Origin of the sequence: Asaia sp. VD9 (assembly GCF_037150015.1) — a bacterium.
Lineage (GTDB): Bacteria > Pseudomonadota > Alphaproteobacteria > Acetobacterales > Acetobacteraceae > Asaia.
In genome coordinates this window covers 98259-113782 of sequence record NZ_JBBCQM010000002.1, presented here as the reverse complement: position 1 = coordinate 113782, position 15524 = coordinate 98259, and the positions used below count along the sequence as shown (strand labels likewise).

Annotated in this window: 10 protein-coding genes and 1 pseudogene; 7 read left to right on the top strand and 4 right to left on the bottom strand. The window is 58.3% G+C overall.

Translation table 11 applies throughout. The features are described 5' to 3' along the window. The first annotated feature begins 21 nt into the window (after nt 1–21). The 4 genes from metH to WFJ47_RS02875 all read left to right on the top strand — a co-directional run bounded on the left by metH (nt 22) and on the right by WFJ47_RS02875 (nt 7859). Complete coding sequence (metH, locus tag WFJ47_RS02890; protein WP_408868606.1) at nt 22–3522, top strand: methionine synthase; 3501 nt, start codon at nt 22–24, stop codon at nt 3520–3522. A 147-nt stretch (nt 3523–3669) separates the two neighbouring features. Then, nucleotides 3670–4425: a YdcF family protein gene (locus WFJ47_RS02885; protein ID WP_336760776.1), complete on the top strand. Its 756-nt coding sequence runs from the start codon at nt 3670–3672 to the stop codon at nt 4423–4425. Between the two features lie 106 nt (nt 4426–4531). Beyond that, on the top strand, nt 4532–6664 hold the full coding sequence (locus WFJ47_RS02880; protein WP_336760775.1) for a glycosyltransferase: 2133 nt from the start codon (nt 4532–4534) through the stop codon (nt 6662–6664). Between the two features lies 1 nt (nt 6665). Beyond that, on the top strand, nt 6666–7859 hold the full coding sequence (locus WFJ47_RS02875) for a polysaccharide pyruvyl transferase family protein (RefSeq protein ID WP_336760774.1): 1194 nt from the start codon (nt 6666–6668) through the stop codon (nt 7857–7859). A gap of 355 nt (nt 7860–8214) precedes the next feature. On the opposite strand, the pseudogene WFJ47_RS02870 reads toward WFJ47_RS02875, so the two are convergent. The 3 genes and pseudogenes from WFJ47_RS02870 to WFJ47_RS02860 all read right to left on the bottom strand — a co-directional run. Then, nucleotides 8215–9093 (bottom strand): annotated as a pseudogene (locus WFJ47_RS02870) (IS630 family transposase); the annotation flags it as partial. A 158-nt stretch (nt 9094–9251) separates the two neighbouring features. Then, nucleotides 9252–10124 (bottom strand): hypothetical protein, encoded by an 873-nt coding sequence (locus WFJ47_RS02865; RefSeq protein WP_127100639.1) that lies wholly within the window; start codon nt 10122–10124, stop codon nt 9252–9254. Between the two features lie 87 nt (nt 10125–10211). Then, nucleotides 10212–11291 carry an alkene reductase gene (locus WFJ47_RS02860; protein WP_336760773.1) on the bottom strand — a complete coding sequence of 360 codons (1080 nt, stop codon included), beginning with the start codon at nt 11289–11291 and terminating at the stop codon, nt 10212–10214. 123 nt (nt 11292–11414) lie between these two features. Between WFJ47_RS02860 and WFJ47_RS02855 the strand changes: the two genes are divergently transcribed. Then, a complete protein-coding gene (locus tag WFJ47_RS02855) occupies nt 11415–11711 on the top strand; it encodes a helix-turn-helix transcriptional regulator (RefSeq protein WP_336760772.1) in 297 nt (98 codons plus the stop codon). A 54-nt stretch (nt 11712–11765) separates the two neighbouring features. Then, the gene (locus WFJ47_RS02850) at nt 11766–13907 is read left to right on the top strand and encodes a hypothetical protein (protein ID WP_336760771.1); all 2142 of its coding nucleotides are present in this window, start codon (nt 11766–11768) and stop codon (nt 13905–13907) included. A gap of 95 nt (nt 13908–14002) precedes the next feature. Here WFJ47_RS02850 and WFJ47_RS02845 read toward each other — a convergent pair whose 3' ends face one another. Next, nucleotides 14003–14353, bottom strand: a complete 351-nt coding sequence (locus WFJ47_RS02845) for a hypothetical protein (protein ID WP_336760770.1) — start codon at nt 14351–14353, stop codon at nt 14003–14005. A gap of 33 nt (nt 14354–14386) precedes the next feature. Between WFJ47_RS02845 and WFJ47_RS02840 the strand changes: the two genes are divergently transcribed. After that, complete coding sequence (locus WFJ47_RS02840; RefSeq protein ID WP_127100649.1) at nt 14387–15370, top strand: RluA family pseudouridine synthase; 984 nt, start codon at nt 14387–14389, stop codon at nt 15368–15370. Nucleotides 15371–15524 lie beyond the last annotated feature (154 nt).

Here is a 15524-nt window from a genome sequence, read left to right as displayed (position 1 = left end):
ACGACGAGACCCATTGCCATCATGACACGTCCCCATCTTCTCGACGCCCTGCGTGACCATGTCCTGCTTTGCGACGGCGGCATGGGATCGCGCATCCAGATGCTGGATCTGGGGGTCGAGCGCGATTACTGGGGGCAGGAAAACTGCACGGAAATCCTGACCCTCTCCCGGCCCGAGCTCATCCGCGAGATTCATCGCGGCTATTTCGAGGTCGGCGCCGATATGGTCGAGACCAACACATTCGGTGGCTCGATCGTCACCCTTGCCGAATTCGGGTTGCAGGACCGCGCTCGCGAGATCAACCGCAGATCTGCCGAGCTGGCGCGCGAGGCTGCCGAGACCTTCAGCGACGGGCGTCATCGTTATGTTGTGGGCTCCATCGGTCCAGGCACCAAGCTGCCCAGCCTCGCCAATATCGACTACGACACTCTCGAGGCCGGGATCATCGAGCAATGCCGTGGCCTGATCGATGGGGGGGTCGATGCCTTTCTGATCGAGACCTGCCAGGACACGCTCCAGATCAAGGCAGCCGTCAACGCCGCCAAGGCTGCACGGCGCGAGCTGGGCTCTGACGCCCCCATTTTCGTGCAGGTAACGGTCGAGACCACCGGCACGCTTCTGGTCGGCCCCGATATCGCCGCAGCGGCCACCACCATTCATGCGCTGGACGTGCCTCTCATCGGCATGAACTGCGCCACAGGACCGCAGGAAATGGCGGAGCATGTGAAATGGCTGTCAGAGAACTGGCCGGGGCTGATTTCCATCCAGCCCAATGCGGGGCTTCCCGAGCTGGTGAACGGCACCACGCATTACCCTCTCACCCCCGGTGAGATGGCGAGCTGGGTGGAGCGCTTCATCGTGGAGGACGGGCTCAATCTGGTAGGCGGATGCTGCGGCACCTCCACCCCGCATATCCAGGCGCTGGACGGGATGCTTCGCAAGCGCGGCGGGACCAGTCACCGCCCTGCCCCGGTCAAGCGCATCCACCATTGGGTGCCCTCCGTTGCCAGCCTATATACCCAGACGCCGCTGCGTCAGGAGAACTCTTATTTCTCCATAGGCGAGCGCTGCAACGCCAATGGCTCCAAGAAATGGCGTGAGTTGCAGGAAGCCGGCGACTGGGATGGCTGCGTTGCCGTAGGGCGCGAGCAGGCCACCGAGGGCTCCAATGCGCTCGATCTCTGCACGGCCTTTGTCGGACGCAATGAAATTGCCGAGATGAATGAGGTCGTCACGCGCTTCACGTCTTCGGTGAATGCGCCTCTGGTGATCGACTCAACCGAGACCCCAGTCATTGAAGCTGCGCTCAAGCTGCATGGCGGCAAACCCATCATAAACTCGATCAATTTCGAGGATGGCGAAGGCCATGCCGAGGACCGCATGATCCTGGCGCGCAAATTCGGCGCTGCGGTGATTGCGCTCACCATCGATGAAGTGGGCATGGCCAAGACGCCGGAAGACAAGCTGCGTATTGCCGAACGTCTGGTCGATTTCGCCTGCACGAAACATGGTCTGCCGCAATCCGATCTGATGATCGACCCGCTCACCTTCACCATTGCCACGGGCGTGGAAGACGATCGCAAGCTGGGTGTCTGGACGCTCGATGGCATCCGGATGATCCGCGAGCGCTTCCCCGATATCCAGATCATCCTGGGGCTGTCGAACATCTCCTTCGGCCTCAATCCGGCGGCGCGCGCCGTGCTGAACTCGGTCTTTCTCGATCACGCGGTCAAGGCTGGCATGACCGGCGCCATCGTGCATGTCAGCAAGATCCGCCCGCTGCATCTGATTGCCGCCGAGGAAGTGAAGGTGGCCGAGGATCTGATCTTCGACCGACGCAGCGAGGACTACGATCCGCTCCAGAAGCTGCTGGAGCTCTTTGCGGGCCGAAAAGCTGCCGATGCCGTGCAGAAGCGTCGCGCCGAAACCCCGGCCGAACGTCTGAAGGATCGTATCGTCGATGGCGACCGCAAGGGCATCGAGGACGATCTCGCCGCGGCAATGGAAGAAATGCCGCCACTCGACATCATCAACACCGTGCTTCTGGATGGCATGAAAGTGGTGGGCGAGCTGTTCGGCGCGGGCAAGATGCAGCTTCCTTTCGTGCTGCAATCGGCCGAGACCATGAAGACCGCCGTGGCGTGGCTCGAGCCCTATATGGAGCGTGTAGAGGGTCAGGCGCGTGGCACGATGGTCCTCGCGACCGTCAAGGGCGACGTGCACGATATCGGCAAGAACCTCGTCGATATCATCCTGACCAATAACGGCTACCGCGTCATCAATCTGGGCATCAAGGTCCCTCTGGCCGATATGATTGCTGCAGCGCGCGAGCATAACGCGCAGGCCATCGGCATGTCGGGCCTGCTTGTGAAATCCACCGTGATCATGCGCGAAAACCTTGAGGAGATGGCGCGGCAGGGTATCGATATTCCTGTCTTCCTCGGTGGCGCAGCACTGACACGCAACTACGTGGAAGATGAATGCGCCCGCTCCTACGGTATCGAGACAGCAGGGCGCGTCGCCTATGCGCGCGATGCGTTCGATGGGCTGTCGCTCATGGACAAGGTCGTGAATGACCAGTTCGACGACTATCTGAGCGCCATCCAGACGCGCCGGGCGGGCAAGCAGCGCAAGGTCGAGCGTGCGCCCGAGCTGGCCGAGACTCGCGGCTTCGCGCCCATCGACAAGGATGCCGCGCGCATCCGCCGTGCCCGCGTGGCCGGAACCCAGCCCGTACCCGTGCCGCCTTTCTGGGGTGCCCGCGTGGTCGAGGCCACGCCCGCGGCTGTGCTCCCCTTCCTGAATGAGCGCTCGCTCTATCAATTTCAATGGGGCTTTCGCAAGCAGGGGCGCTCGCTCGACGATTTCATGACCTATGCCAAGCAGGAGCTGCGCCCGGTGCTCAAGCGTATGCTGGCGCTCTGTGCGGAAGAAACCATTCTCAAACCCCAGGCCATCTATGGCTACTGGAAGGCCGCGGGCGAGGGCAATGACCTGGTGCTCTTTCATGAGGATGGCGTGACCGAGGCTGCGCGCTTCACCCTCCCCCGCCAACCCCGTGAGGATGGCGAGTGCATTGCCGATTTCGTACGTGACATCGACGAAACCGAGCGCGATGTGGTGGGTCTACAGGTCGTGACCGTGGGCCAGAAGGCATCTGATCTGGCGCGGGACTGGTTCGAGGCCAACCGGTATCAGGATTATCTCTATCTGCACGGGCTGTCGGTCGAAATGGCCGAGGCCATGGCGGAATACACCCATAAGCGGATCCGCGCCGAACTGGGTTTTGCGGGCGAGGATGACCGCGACATGGAAAAGATGCTGGCGCAATCCTATCGTGGCTCGCGCTACTCCTTTGGCTACCCGGCCTGCCCGCGTCTGGAAGATCAGGAGCCCATTCTGAAGCTCCTTGATGCAGAGCGCATTGGGGTCTCGCTTTCGGATGGCTATCAGCTGCATCCCGAGCAATCGACTTCCGCCCTCGTCATGCTCAACCCGCGGGCCAAGTATTTCACGGTCTGACCCGAGTGTGATGCCGCGTTCCAGCCGGCACGGGGCCATACTTGTCCGCAATGAAAACCGGCGTCGCATTTCCCCAGTAGGTGCGGCGTCACCCTACCCGGTCACTCCCTCGATCGGTTCGGGAGAAACGAAGGCGATGGGACAGAGATGACACATCCGGATTTTACCGCTCTGGAACAGCCCGAGATCAGGGAGGCCTCCGATCGCATTGCTGCCTATCTGGCTCTGATCAGCAGCGATGATGCGCCAAACCGGATCGACCTCGTCTGCCTTGCTGGCAATGGCGTACTCGCCTGCGTGGATCATGCTGCGAGCCTGGCGCGCCAACATGGCTGCCTGTTGATGATTACCGGCGGCATCGGGCATTCGACTCCGCCGCTGGTAGCGGCCCTCGCTTCACGTCTCGATTGCGCGCCGTCTGCCCTTGCCGATCTCTCCGAGGCCGAGTTGATCTCTCGCCTGATTGCAGCGGACTCCCTCATCGCGAGTGACCAGATCATCCTGGAAACCCGCTCGACGAATACGGGCGAGAACGCGGCTTTCACGCGCGACACGCTCGATGAGCTCGGGCTCAGGCCGCATCATGTCGTTCTGGTTCAGGACCCGCTCCTGCAACGCCGCACCGATGCGACGTTCCACCATGTCTGGCGCGAGCGAACAACACGCTTCTTTTCCTCCCCACCCTTCGTGCCCCTTCTCGGGGAAGCGCTCACATCAAGATCGTGGACGCAACAGCGGTATTTGTCTCTGCTCCTTGGGGAGATCACGCGCCTGCACGATACGCCAGATGGTTATGGTCCCAAGGGGAGAGGATTCATCGGCCACATAGATGTGCCTGATCACGTTATATGGGACCAGGAGTTATTAGCGGACTCATTTCCTGGTTTGTGTCGCTATTGCTGAAATCAGAAGAAGGCGGTTCTCAAGCGCTATACCCGCCCACTACGAAGGCTGAAAGGTGGATTGAGACACCAGCGTATTGATTCACTCTATGAAGCGATAGATCGTAATGATACAGGGCATTGAACGCAAAAAAGGGTTACCGCAAGTGGTGCATGTAGACGTTTCCGTTGTACTCAATGTGCACCGCGAGGGTGATCTCATATATCCCACCCTACGATCCCTGGAAGCAGCAGCAGAAAATGCTTCTGCGAATGGCATAGTTTGCGAATTGATAATCGTTGCTGATAATATCGACAATATAAGCGAAAAAATAATCAAAGAATACACGTTCGTAAGCTTCGAGAAGATCTCTTACTTGCAGGTTGATCTCAGATCCCTGGGCCTCTCGAGAAACGCCGGAGTGAAAGAAGCGTGTGGCAAGTATATCGCCACCGCGGATGCCGACGATCTCGTCTCATCCAACTATTTGACGGCGCTTTATAACAAAATTTCTACAAACTCTGAGTCGAGCATCGTATTTCCTGAGTACTATCAAGCCTTCGGTGACCGTCACTACGTCTACAAGATGTTCCCCTCTCAAAAAACGGGTATTCGCCGGCTATTTAGTGAGCATACTTATGTCTCACGTTTGATGGTCAGTCGCTCAGCCTTGCTGGAAGAACCATATCACGACTGTTCATCCCATCAGGTTTACGCATATGAAGACTACGATCTCAATCTGCGCGCGGCAGCTCGAGGGTTCGAGTTCATCATCGCTGAGGACACCATAGTCTTCTACAGACAGCACCAGAAAAGCATCATGGCTCTGCTGAGCAAATCTGCACGGCTCAGCCCACCCATCTCGCATTTCTTCAGACCGGAACAATACATGCGTCTCGCCAAGGAAGATGCCCTTGGACTAATCGAACCGCCTCATCACGTCGAGTATAAAAAAGAATATAGGTCGTCCTATCTCATTACCAAATTCATGCAAGAGGCCAACCTCATAGAGCCCGAGATAAATTGCGCGAAGCTTTCATCTGCCGAATTTTTCAGCAATCTCGGTGCGCCCATGAAGCCAGGCGAAGTGTATTTCGATATATGCAACAAACTTCGCAACCGGAAATACTCCGATGTTTTCTTCTTGCCTTTTCTGACGAAGGGCGGAGCGGAAAAGTACATTATCAATTTTATCGCTGCCGCCAATCGAGACCCTTCCCGCTCATGCCTGTTGATACTTGGCCAGGAGTTTGATGCAGACAAGAGCCGGTTTGAAGTTCCCGCGGATGTGGAAGTCCTGGATCTTTTCCCTATGCTCGGAGCTCAGCACGCGCACCATATTCTCGACATTACGTTTAGAGTGATCAAGACATTCGCTCCTAACGCACGTCTTTTCTTCAAATGCTGCGCTTTCTGCGTCGATTTTATCCGCGCGTACCATAACGCTCTAGCAGAATACGCGTTGTGCTACTTCTATTTCTGCCCGAGCTTTTATCTGAGCAACGGTTATTTGTTCGAAGACGGCTATGAACATCGCTTCCTCCTCGAGTATGCCGACACTTTCGATCTGGTAGTCTCTGACCATTCACAAAATCTCATTCAACTTCAGAGCCGGATCCCATCGTGGTCCGGGCGCACCTTTGCACTATATAATTACGGCGTCAGGGGGGATCGCATTCCTGGTCCTTCGTCAGGAAAGCGCCTGATCTGGGCATCGCGCCTGGACGCCCAGAAACGGCCAGACCTTCTGTGCCGCATCGCAACAGAGCTGGAAGCATCAGGGATCGATATCGAGATTCATGTTTATGGGGAGTCGGTACTCGATAGTTTCTGTATCGACTTATTTAACGCTCACCCGAATATTTCCTATCGCGGACCATTTTCAGGATTGAAAAGCATACCACTCAATGATGGTGATGCATTTATCTATACCTCTCTGTTTGATGGGATGCCAAATGTTGTGCTGGAGGCGGCAGAACTCAATCTTCCTATAATAACCGTGGATATCGGCGGAGTCCCCGAGCTTCTCAATGACGATTGCGCCTATATCGCGAGAAATACGCCAGATGACGGCCAGCTCGCTTTCAGGTATGTGGAGAAGATACAGGAATACCTGCAGGCGGATCAGGAAGTGATCGACCGAAAGGTTACACTTCTTGGCAAACGATTTGCCGACAAGCATGCACTCAGCATTTATAGGAGTAAGGTACAGGAAATCTTTGGATTTCTAGACCTGGCAGCAGAAAAGGCTTCGCACTGAGATGGATACAGACTACCAGAGCGTAAGAGCAACAATCCGAGACGAAATTTGGAATGATCCGGCTCTGACAGGAGCGATCCGAGAATTCGCATCCAACAACGCAGCCTATTATCCCGGGTATGGAAATCTTGGTGACGCCTTGATCCAGCTAGGCACCCTGGACTTGTTCAACGACTTAGAATGGTCACCTCGGATTATCGAGGGAAGAAATCCAAATGTCTTTATCGGCCATAACCATGTGGTGATGGGCGGCGGCGGTGGCTGGACACGCGGTTTGTGGGAAACCTACCTGGATCAAGTGCTCGCATTTCTTGAGACTGGTGGACAATTGCTTATCCTCCCCTCGACTTTCTCAGGCTTTGGGTCAGAATTTGTTCCCTATGCGGAGCAGGTCACGCTGTTTTGTCGCGAGGAGAGGAGTTATGAAGACCTCATCCGTAATGGCTTTCCGTCAAACCGGATATTCGTGTGCCACGATCTCGCGTTCTACGTTCACCCTCGCCATTTCTCACAGTTCGAGATTGCGGGGGTATATCCAGATCTAAAAATGCTTCGTCGCGACGAGGAAACAACCCAGTCTACGGTTCCTCGTCATAGCTTCGATTTTCCTCTACTTTTCAACGATATCCAGTGGCAGACAGCAGCTCAGTGCCTCGCCCCCCTCCAAGCTGCGGCAACCTTGATTTCCCAGTTTGATCGTATCGAAACAGATCGCCTGCACATGAGCGTCTTGTCTGCCTTGATTGGCCGCAATGTCAAGATGAGTGCGAATAGTTACTTCAAGAATCGAGCGGTATTTGATTACACGCTAGCCCGCTTCCCAAATGTCATGTTTTCAGAACCAAGTACGTTGCGCTCGCGCGAAGATATGGGTCGCGACGCCGAACTCCGTCTACTGCGGGACATGTTCAAAAAAACCCGAGTTCAACTGGAGCATGAAAAGGAAAGCCATCAGCGCACGCTCAAACAGAACGACAAGTTATTACAACGAAGCGAAGAACTCCCCCGCGTCGCGGCTGAAAAATATCGCTCCCGAGAGGAAGCTCTGAACCGGGAGATAATTTTGAGAGATATCGAGCTTTCTGCGATAAGGTCATCGAAAATAAATCGATTGCAGCGCAAGTATTACGCCCTTTTCGATAGACCTTTGATCGGCCGCCTTTTCCGCAAGCTACGGAAGCTTGCCTCCGCCTGATTTCCAAAGCTATTGACTGAAAGTGTTCACAAAACTGGCTAGTTGTGGCGAGTTGCTGCGCGACGCGCTCACTCACACGTAGTGGCCCTGTCACGCTGCAGTTTCGAGAACACTTTGAACGTTGAGCGCCCTCTCCAGAGCTTAAGAGAAGACAGGTCTGATCTGCGAGGGATTTTGCACGTTCCTTCAGCCGATCTTGGTGCGCGAGGCAGGCCTCGGCGCGTTATGAGCTTTTCCGCGCGATAAGATACGTCCTGCCTTCGCATCCTAGAGCGTTTTCCTGTCAATCTGGCTCCTATCCAGCGGCGGTGAAGAAGTTGGCGTATTCTGCGGGCGCGACCTGATTGATGAGTTAGCCGATCCTGTCCCAAAGCCCGTCGCGGGTGCGGGCGGCGGTGCGGCGGAGATGGGCCTTGAGTTTGGAAAACGCCATCTCGATTGGGTTGATAATCCGGGCTCTAGGGTGGCAGGAACCGCAGGCTGGCTCCGGCGGCCTCGATCGCCGCCTGCACGCCCGGCCCCTTGTGCGAGCCGAGATTGTCCATGACGACGATGTCGCCGGGGCGCAGATCCGGCACGAGGACGCGTTCGACATAAGTCAGGAAGCTGCGGCCGCTGATCGGTCCGTCCAGCACCATGGGCGCCACGATGCCGGTCAGTCGCAGTCCCGCGATGAACGTTGTGGTCTTCCAGTGCCCGTGCGGCACGGTGGATCGTAATCTCTGCCCCCGCCGACAGCGACCATGACGTCGCGCCATATTGGTCGAGGCCCAGGCTTCATCGATGAAAACCAGCCGCTCGAGGGCGAGATCGGGCTGGCTATCGAACCACTCCTGCCGTCGGGTCAGGATATCGGTGCGACCCTGCTCCGCCGCGTGGGCGGACTTTTTCTCCATGCGATCCGGTGGCGGGCGAAGAAGCGCCACAGCGTGCCAATTGCGAAATGGTGGCCATCCTTAGCCAGCTGGATACGGATTTCGGCGAGGGTCAGGTCGTCCTGCGTCGCAATCATCGCATGGATCCGCGCGGCCTGTGCTTAGAACCTGTGTGACAGCCGATCCCCACCGCGTGGCTTTGCTGCGGGGCTGCCAGTCGACGCGGCCAGGGCCCACCAGCGAACGGCACTCGCCGGACTGACGCCGAAGCGCTCGACAGCCTGCCGGCGAGACAGGCCCTTTGAAACCGCGGCGACAACGCGGGCACGTAGATCCAGAGATAGCGTGCGTGACGACATTCAGCGTCGGCCTCCATTCCGGCCGTCATCTCGAATCAGATCACAGTCAGATTGGGAATCTCTCGCGATTCAGTTCGCGCAGAAACAGCTTTAGCCGGGCACTGAAACGACAGTCCGGCGTGAGATGAGTGCCCATGCCGGATTATCCTGCTGCGATCTCAGTACGCGTAGGCGAGACCTGCACGAAGGGTCAGGCCGTTCTGGATGCCGCTTGAGGTCCAGCGTCCTGCGACCTGCCCCTCACTTACGCTCTGATAGCGATACTGGTCTTTGTCATGGCCATAAGATGTATAGGCGTAATCCCCCCCGGCTGTCAGATGCCAGTGGCGCGTCATGCGGTAATCCGCCCCGAGGCTGCCTTCCCAGCGCGGCCGCGTCGCAGCGCCCTTAACACGATAGGTCTGCGTATCGAGAATCTCGGCCCAGCCAAACCGACCGCGAAGGACCAGGCGATCGGTGAGCGCATAATCCGCATTCACGCCGAGACCGACAAAAAAAGCATTCTGCCCGCCGAAGCTATCGTAGCCATAGGAGTCATATCCCCCCTGGACGAAGGGGGTGATGAGCGCCTTATCATGCAGGAACAGGAAACCCTTGCCGATTTCGCCTCGACTATAAGTCGAGTTAGCACTTTCCCCGCCATTGCTCTGCCAGGCGTCGCCTCCATAAGCCGAACTGTAGCGACGCGCATATTTGTCATTGCGCGTTCCTGATCCGAGCCGGAAAAGTGCCGAAGCATAGAGGTTCTCTATTCGCCCCAGAGACACCATCGTCGAGGCGTCCACCTGGAACCCCGGAACCCAGCCGATACGACGGGAGCGGGATTGCGACGCAGAACGATACGGGCCGTACCACCGGCCGCCGGTCGTCTGATACTGGTCGCCATAGCCCCCTACGAGATTATCGAAAATCCCGGCCATCGAAAGGCCAATTTCCCGATTAACAGCAACCACAGGCAGCGGGTCGGCCAGCGCCGTCGAAACCGTGAGAACTGAGAGGAGGGCTGCGGTGAAAATGGATGTTGCGCGCATCAAGGTCCCAGGAAGAAACGAAATGTATCTTCCTGAAACCCGAACGCGCGATGACGTCAATGTTGTCTTATCGAAATCAACATCAAGTCATGATTCGTTATAAAACGGGTAATCGATGTACCCCTCATCACCACGGCTGTACCACGTCTTGATATCGTCCGACTGAAGCGGAAGATCCTCGGCCAGACGTCGCGTCAGATCAGGATTTGCGATGAATTTTCGACCAAAAGCAATGGCATCGGCAACTCCGCCAGCCACCGTTTCGATCGCTTCCTCGCGCGTATAGTCCTGATTCAGGACCAGAGGATTCCGGAATACTTCGCGAATCGGCCCATGCAGCTTGGGCTGGTCGGTCTTGCCGAAGGTACCGTCCGGGCCAGGCTCGCGCAGTTCGAGAAAGCCGATCCCCAGATCGTTCAGCATTCTCGCCGCAGGAACGAACACGGTCTCAGGCGCGCTGTCGATGCAGCCTTGGGTGTCGCCGTTCGGCGAGAGGCGCACAGAGGTACGCTCTGCGCCGATCGTCGCAATCACACGCTCGGCAACCTCACGCAGCAGTCGGATACGGTTCTCGGGCGAGCCACCATATTCGTCCTCACGATGATTGGTGCCATCGCGCAGGAACTCGTCGATGAGATAGCCATTGGCCGCGTGGATCTGCACCCCATCGAACCCGGCGGCAATAGCGTTGCGTGCAGCAACTTCGTATTCGCCCAGAATCCGCGTGATGTCCGCCTTGGTGAGCGCGCGCGCCTGCTCTGGATCCTGCTTGCCGTCATAGGTGTGCAGCGGCGCGGGAGCTGAGGTGGGCGAGCTTGAAACTGGCTGCTGGCCGGTTACGCTGGAATGAACCATACGGCCCATGTGCCAGAGCTGGACGATGATCTTGCCGCCCTTGTCATGAACGGCCTTCGTTATTGGCTGCCAGGCCTCGACCTGCTCCTGCGACCATATTCCGGGCGCATAGGGCCAGCCCAGCCCCTCGCGGCTGATTCCAGTCGCCTCGGAGATGATCAGTCCGGCACTGGCGCGCTGGGCATAGTATTCTGCCATAACAGGTGTTGGCACATGGTCACGCGTGCCACGGCCGCGGGTGAGCGGCGACATCAGGATCCGGTTCTTCGCATGGATAGCGCCAAGCTGGATCGGATCGAACAGAGTTGTCATAATGCTGTGTCCTCATGAACCCGTGGGGGTTTAATTCGATTTTGATCGAACAATATCAGGAATGGGGATGTCCATGGCTCACGACAACCCCTCCCCCGAGTTTTTTGGAATCGGACAGCGCAAATGCCTGACTATGACCACCCCGCTCCGGATGCTCTGACCCTGCTGGGTGTTCTGCGAGGACTAGCCGATCCGATCCGACTTGAGATCGTTCAGCACCTCGGGAAGGTTCCCGAAGCAAGTTGCGCTGCCTTGCTTGGTGACCGCCCCCGATCCAGCATGTCCCATCACTTTCAGGTGCTGCGAGAAAGCGGGCTGTTGCACACACGGGTTCAGGGTGTGCAACACTTCAACTCCCTGCGGAAAGCGGATCTGGATGCCCGTTTTCCGGGTCTGATCGACGCCGTGCTCGCCTGCTGAGTGAAGGGGGAAGCAGTGTTCACCCCGGCGCAAGGCAAGAAGGAGGAAACCCGGATGGCACGCATCTTACTGACCTGGCATGGAGCGGTCGTTTGTTGGTCGGGTGGCTTACTGGCCCCAGTCAGTCCAGCCGCAGTGGCAGCCGGCGATGCAACTCCCCTTCTCCTTGATGAAAATGATCACCTTCTCAGTGGTCCCGCCTGCATTGCGATAGACCCTGCCCCCGGAGATCCTGTCCCGACGGGGCACAAGGCGTCGGCTTTCGTGATCCGCACGGGATCGCTCTATCTGAGCTGCCGAAACGACACCGAGTTTCATCTCGTACCCCATGCGCAGGCATGGGAGTTTTTCGTGTCTTTACCGCAAGCGTGCATTCCCCTCATCGCCCGCGTCGTAGCGATGCGCTGGCTCGTGCAAGGAAAACAGACGCCACGAGGTCGATGTGCCGAGTTCTCGGTCTGGCTCGGAGAGGAACGCTTCGACCCCTCTGCCCTGCTTTTGTCGGAAGATGGGCAGACCCTGACGCTTCCGGATGGCCGCGTTTGCCCGGCCTATCCTGGCCCCGCCCTGTCTCATGCTATCGCATCGGTAGACGATTTGATCCGAAATCCTCTGGTCACCTCAGAGGAGAGAATCTGGGCGCATGGCGGTGATCTGGCCGCCCAGATGCTACACGTGATTACCGCCCCCCACCATGCACCGCATCTGTATCACCTTGCTCGCCTCTGTGCGCTGCTCGGGCATTATGACGCGGCCCTTGCCTGCCTGGACGCGTTGGACGGGCTCATGGAGCCAGCAGAGCTGCTTTGGGCCCGCGCCACTATCGCGTATCGACAGGAGAGATACGCTCTTGTCCGGCCGCTTTTGCGCGACGCAATCGAGGACGCTGCCAAACGCTCACCACGTCAGCAGCTCATCATAAAAACCAGCGAGAGATTTCTTCCCGAAAACTGTCATCCGCTGGCAGCCGCCCGTCTATTCCGCGAGGTTTACGACGTGCATCTCGACGGCGAATTCTGCAGGGTCCTCATGCCCTCTCCCCTGCTTGCAGATGCAACGTACGAGACACGCAGCGTCTATCTGCAGACCCTCGAGGAAATCTGGGGGCAGTGCCCCCCCGCTCGCCGTCGCCTCTTTCTGGAAGCCGAGAAGGCCTTCAACGAAGAGTCCCATGCTCTGAGCGTGGTAAGCGGACATGAGGCGTGGTATCGCGGGGATGCAGACGGTGCGAACCCCCATTACGAACGGGCACGACAGCTTTCGATCGAAACAGGCATGCAGTTCGTGCATTTCAACTGTGGTGCCTATTCCTGGCTGACCGGCTTCCCCCGCAAGCCGGAGCCCGCGCCGCTCGATCTCTCGGGGTGGGAATGGCACTGGACGGGGACGGATGCCACAGCTGCCCAGCCCGATCTTTGCATCGTCGCCGGCAGCGATGAGCGCTATTTCCGCTTCGTGCCAAGGCTGGTCGCCTCTCTCATTCAGGCCTGCGCCGCAGGCAGCCGCCCCGGCATGATCCATCTGATCCTCGGCTTCGCGAGTCCCAGCCCCGACCAGATCAGCTTTCTGGAACGCGTCGCAAAAACGTTGCACGCCGCCCGCAGCCCCGTCGCCCTGAGTTTTACCTCCGGGCGTCTGGCGCATAATGACGGCGCGACCTATTCCTGCATTCGCTATCTCATGATGCCGGAAATTGTCGAACGGTTCTCCTGTCCGGTCATGACAACCGATATCGACGCCATGTTCCCGACCGATTTTCTTTCCCTCTCGGAAGCTCTGCGCACCAATTATGATTACGGATTCCGGCTCTATGCCTTTGACTCGGAGGGCAGACAATTCATGGGCGAGCCCTGGGGCTTTGGTGCCGGTGTCTCGTATTTTGGTGAGACAGCATTGCTACCCGTACTCGCACACGACCTGCATGACTATTTGCGTACGGCCTATCTGACGGCAAACCCGACAAACTGGTGTATCGACCAATGCGCATTGGCCGCCATTTTTCACCGCCATATTGGGCCGCGATGGGCTGATCTGCGCATCCGCTTCATGGATACGCCCCCCGCTATCGTCGTGATGCCCCACCACACCGGCATGGACAAAAGCAGCTTTGCGGCATGGGAGGGGCTCGTTGACATGGCTCAGGTCTATGCTTCTCTGGGCCTCAACCCCGAAGAGGCCAGTGCGCTCGTGACATGACAGGATGCGGTACGCGCTTTTGTAGCGTCGGGGCTTTGCCCGAACTGACGCTCCTCCAGCTCTGACCGCCTCTTTGGGCACCCAGCGCGTCGCCCTTAGGGCGTGACCGAAAACTGCGCCGTGACAAGTCCTGTATCGGGATTCCAGACCACGACCTGCTCTCCCTCGGGATTGCTGATAAGCAGAACGACAGAACCATCCGGGCGTACGGATTGCGAGACGATATGGCCGGTAGCGTGATAGACGAAACCGGGCCGGGCACCACCTGATGACGCGCCTCCCGTCTTCGGCGGGGTGGATACGCCATGATGCGCCGCCGTGCCACCCGAGAGCGCCCTATGGGCGATCACCCCGATCAGCCCCGCCACCCCTACTACGATCATCACACCCATGATGATAACGGCCGCCATGAGCGCACGGGAAACGGGAGGGGCAGGCGTGGTCATGGCGAGACGCGATCCTAATTGCTAAACGGGCGCATGACCGAAGCCCACGCACCCCATGACGACCGATTCGATTTTGATGTCACGCCCGACCAGGCGGGGCAACGCCTCGATCGCTTTCTGGCGGAATCGATCGGCACCCTTTCCCGTTCGCGCGTCAAATCCCTGATCGAGGCCGGACAGGTCTATTGCGATGGCGCCATCATACGCGAGCCCTCGGAAACCACCAGAGCGGGGCGTCATATCACGCTGATCCTGCCCCCAGCAGCCCCGGCCCGCCCGCAGGCGGAGGATCTCCCCCTGCCCATCCTTTTCGAGGATCGCGACCTGATCGTGCTGGACAAGCCTGCCGGCCTGGTCGTGCATCCCGCCCCCGGGAATGAGACCGGCACTCTGGTCAACGCCTTGCTCGGCCATTGCGGTGAGGATCTTGAGGGGATCGGAGGAGAAAAGCGCCCAGGGATCGTGCATCGCCTCGATAAGGATACCTCAGGTCTCATGGTCGTGGCCAAGACCCCCACGGCACATAATGCCCTCTCCGAGGCCTTTGCCGCGCGTGACATCGATCGGGCCTATCAGGCTCTCGCCTGGGGGCTGCTTCCGCCGCAAGTCAGCTATGACGGGGCCATCGGTCGAGACAAGCGCGACCGCAAGCGCATGACCGTGGTTACGCAGGGCGGCAAGCATGCCCTGACGCATGTGCGCTGCCTCGAGGCCTTCGACGCTTCGGTGAGCCTTGTGGAATGCAAGCTCGCCACCGGGCGCACCCATCAGATCCGCGTTCATCTATCACAGGCTGGCCATCCTTTGCTGGGCGATCCGGTCTATCTGCGTCGCATCCCCGCTGCGGCACGAGGACTCGGAGAAACCGCAAAACGCGCTGCACTCGATTTCCCGCGCCAGGCACTGCACGCAGCGCGCCTGGGCTTCACCCATCCTCGAACGAAAGAGACACTGCTCTTTACCTCCGAACCGCCAGAGGATTTCCAGACGCTGCTGCGCACCCTTCGGGGGAGTTAATTAGGAGTAATGTGGTACGTTTTCTTGACTCGAAATTCGGTGTATGATCCACTCATGGTCGATCCGACGAAGTGACGCGCCGCCGGAATGGACGTACCGCCTGGCATTGCTCATGCTGAGGATGCTGTGCGGGGACGCTGGTCCTTCCCTCATC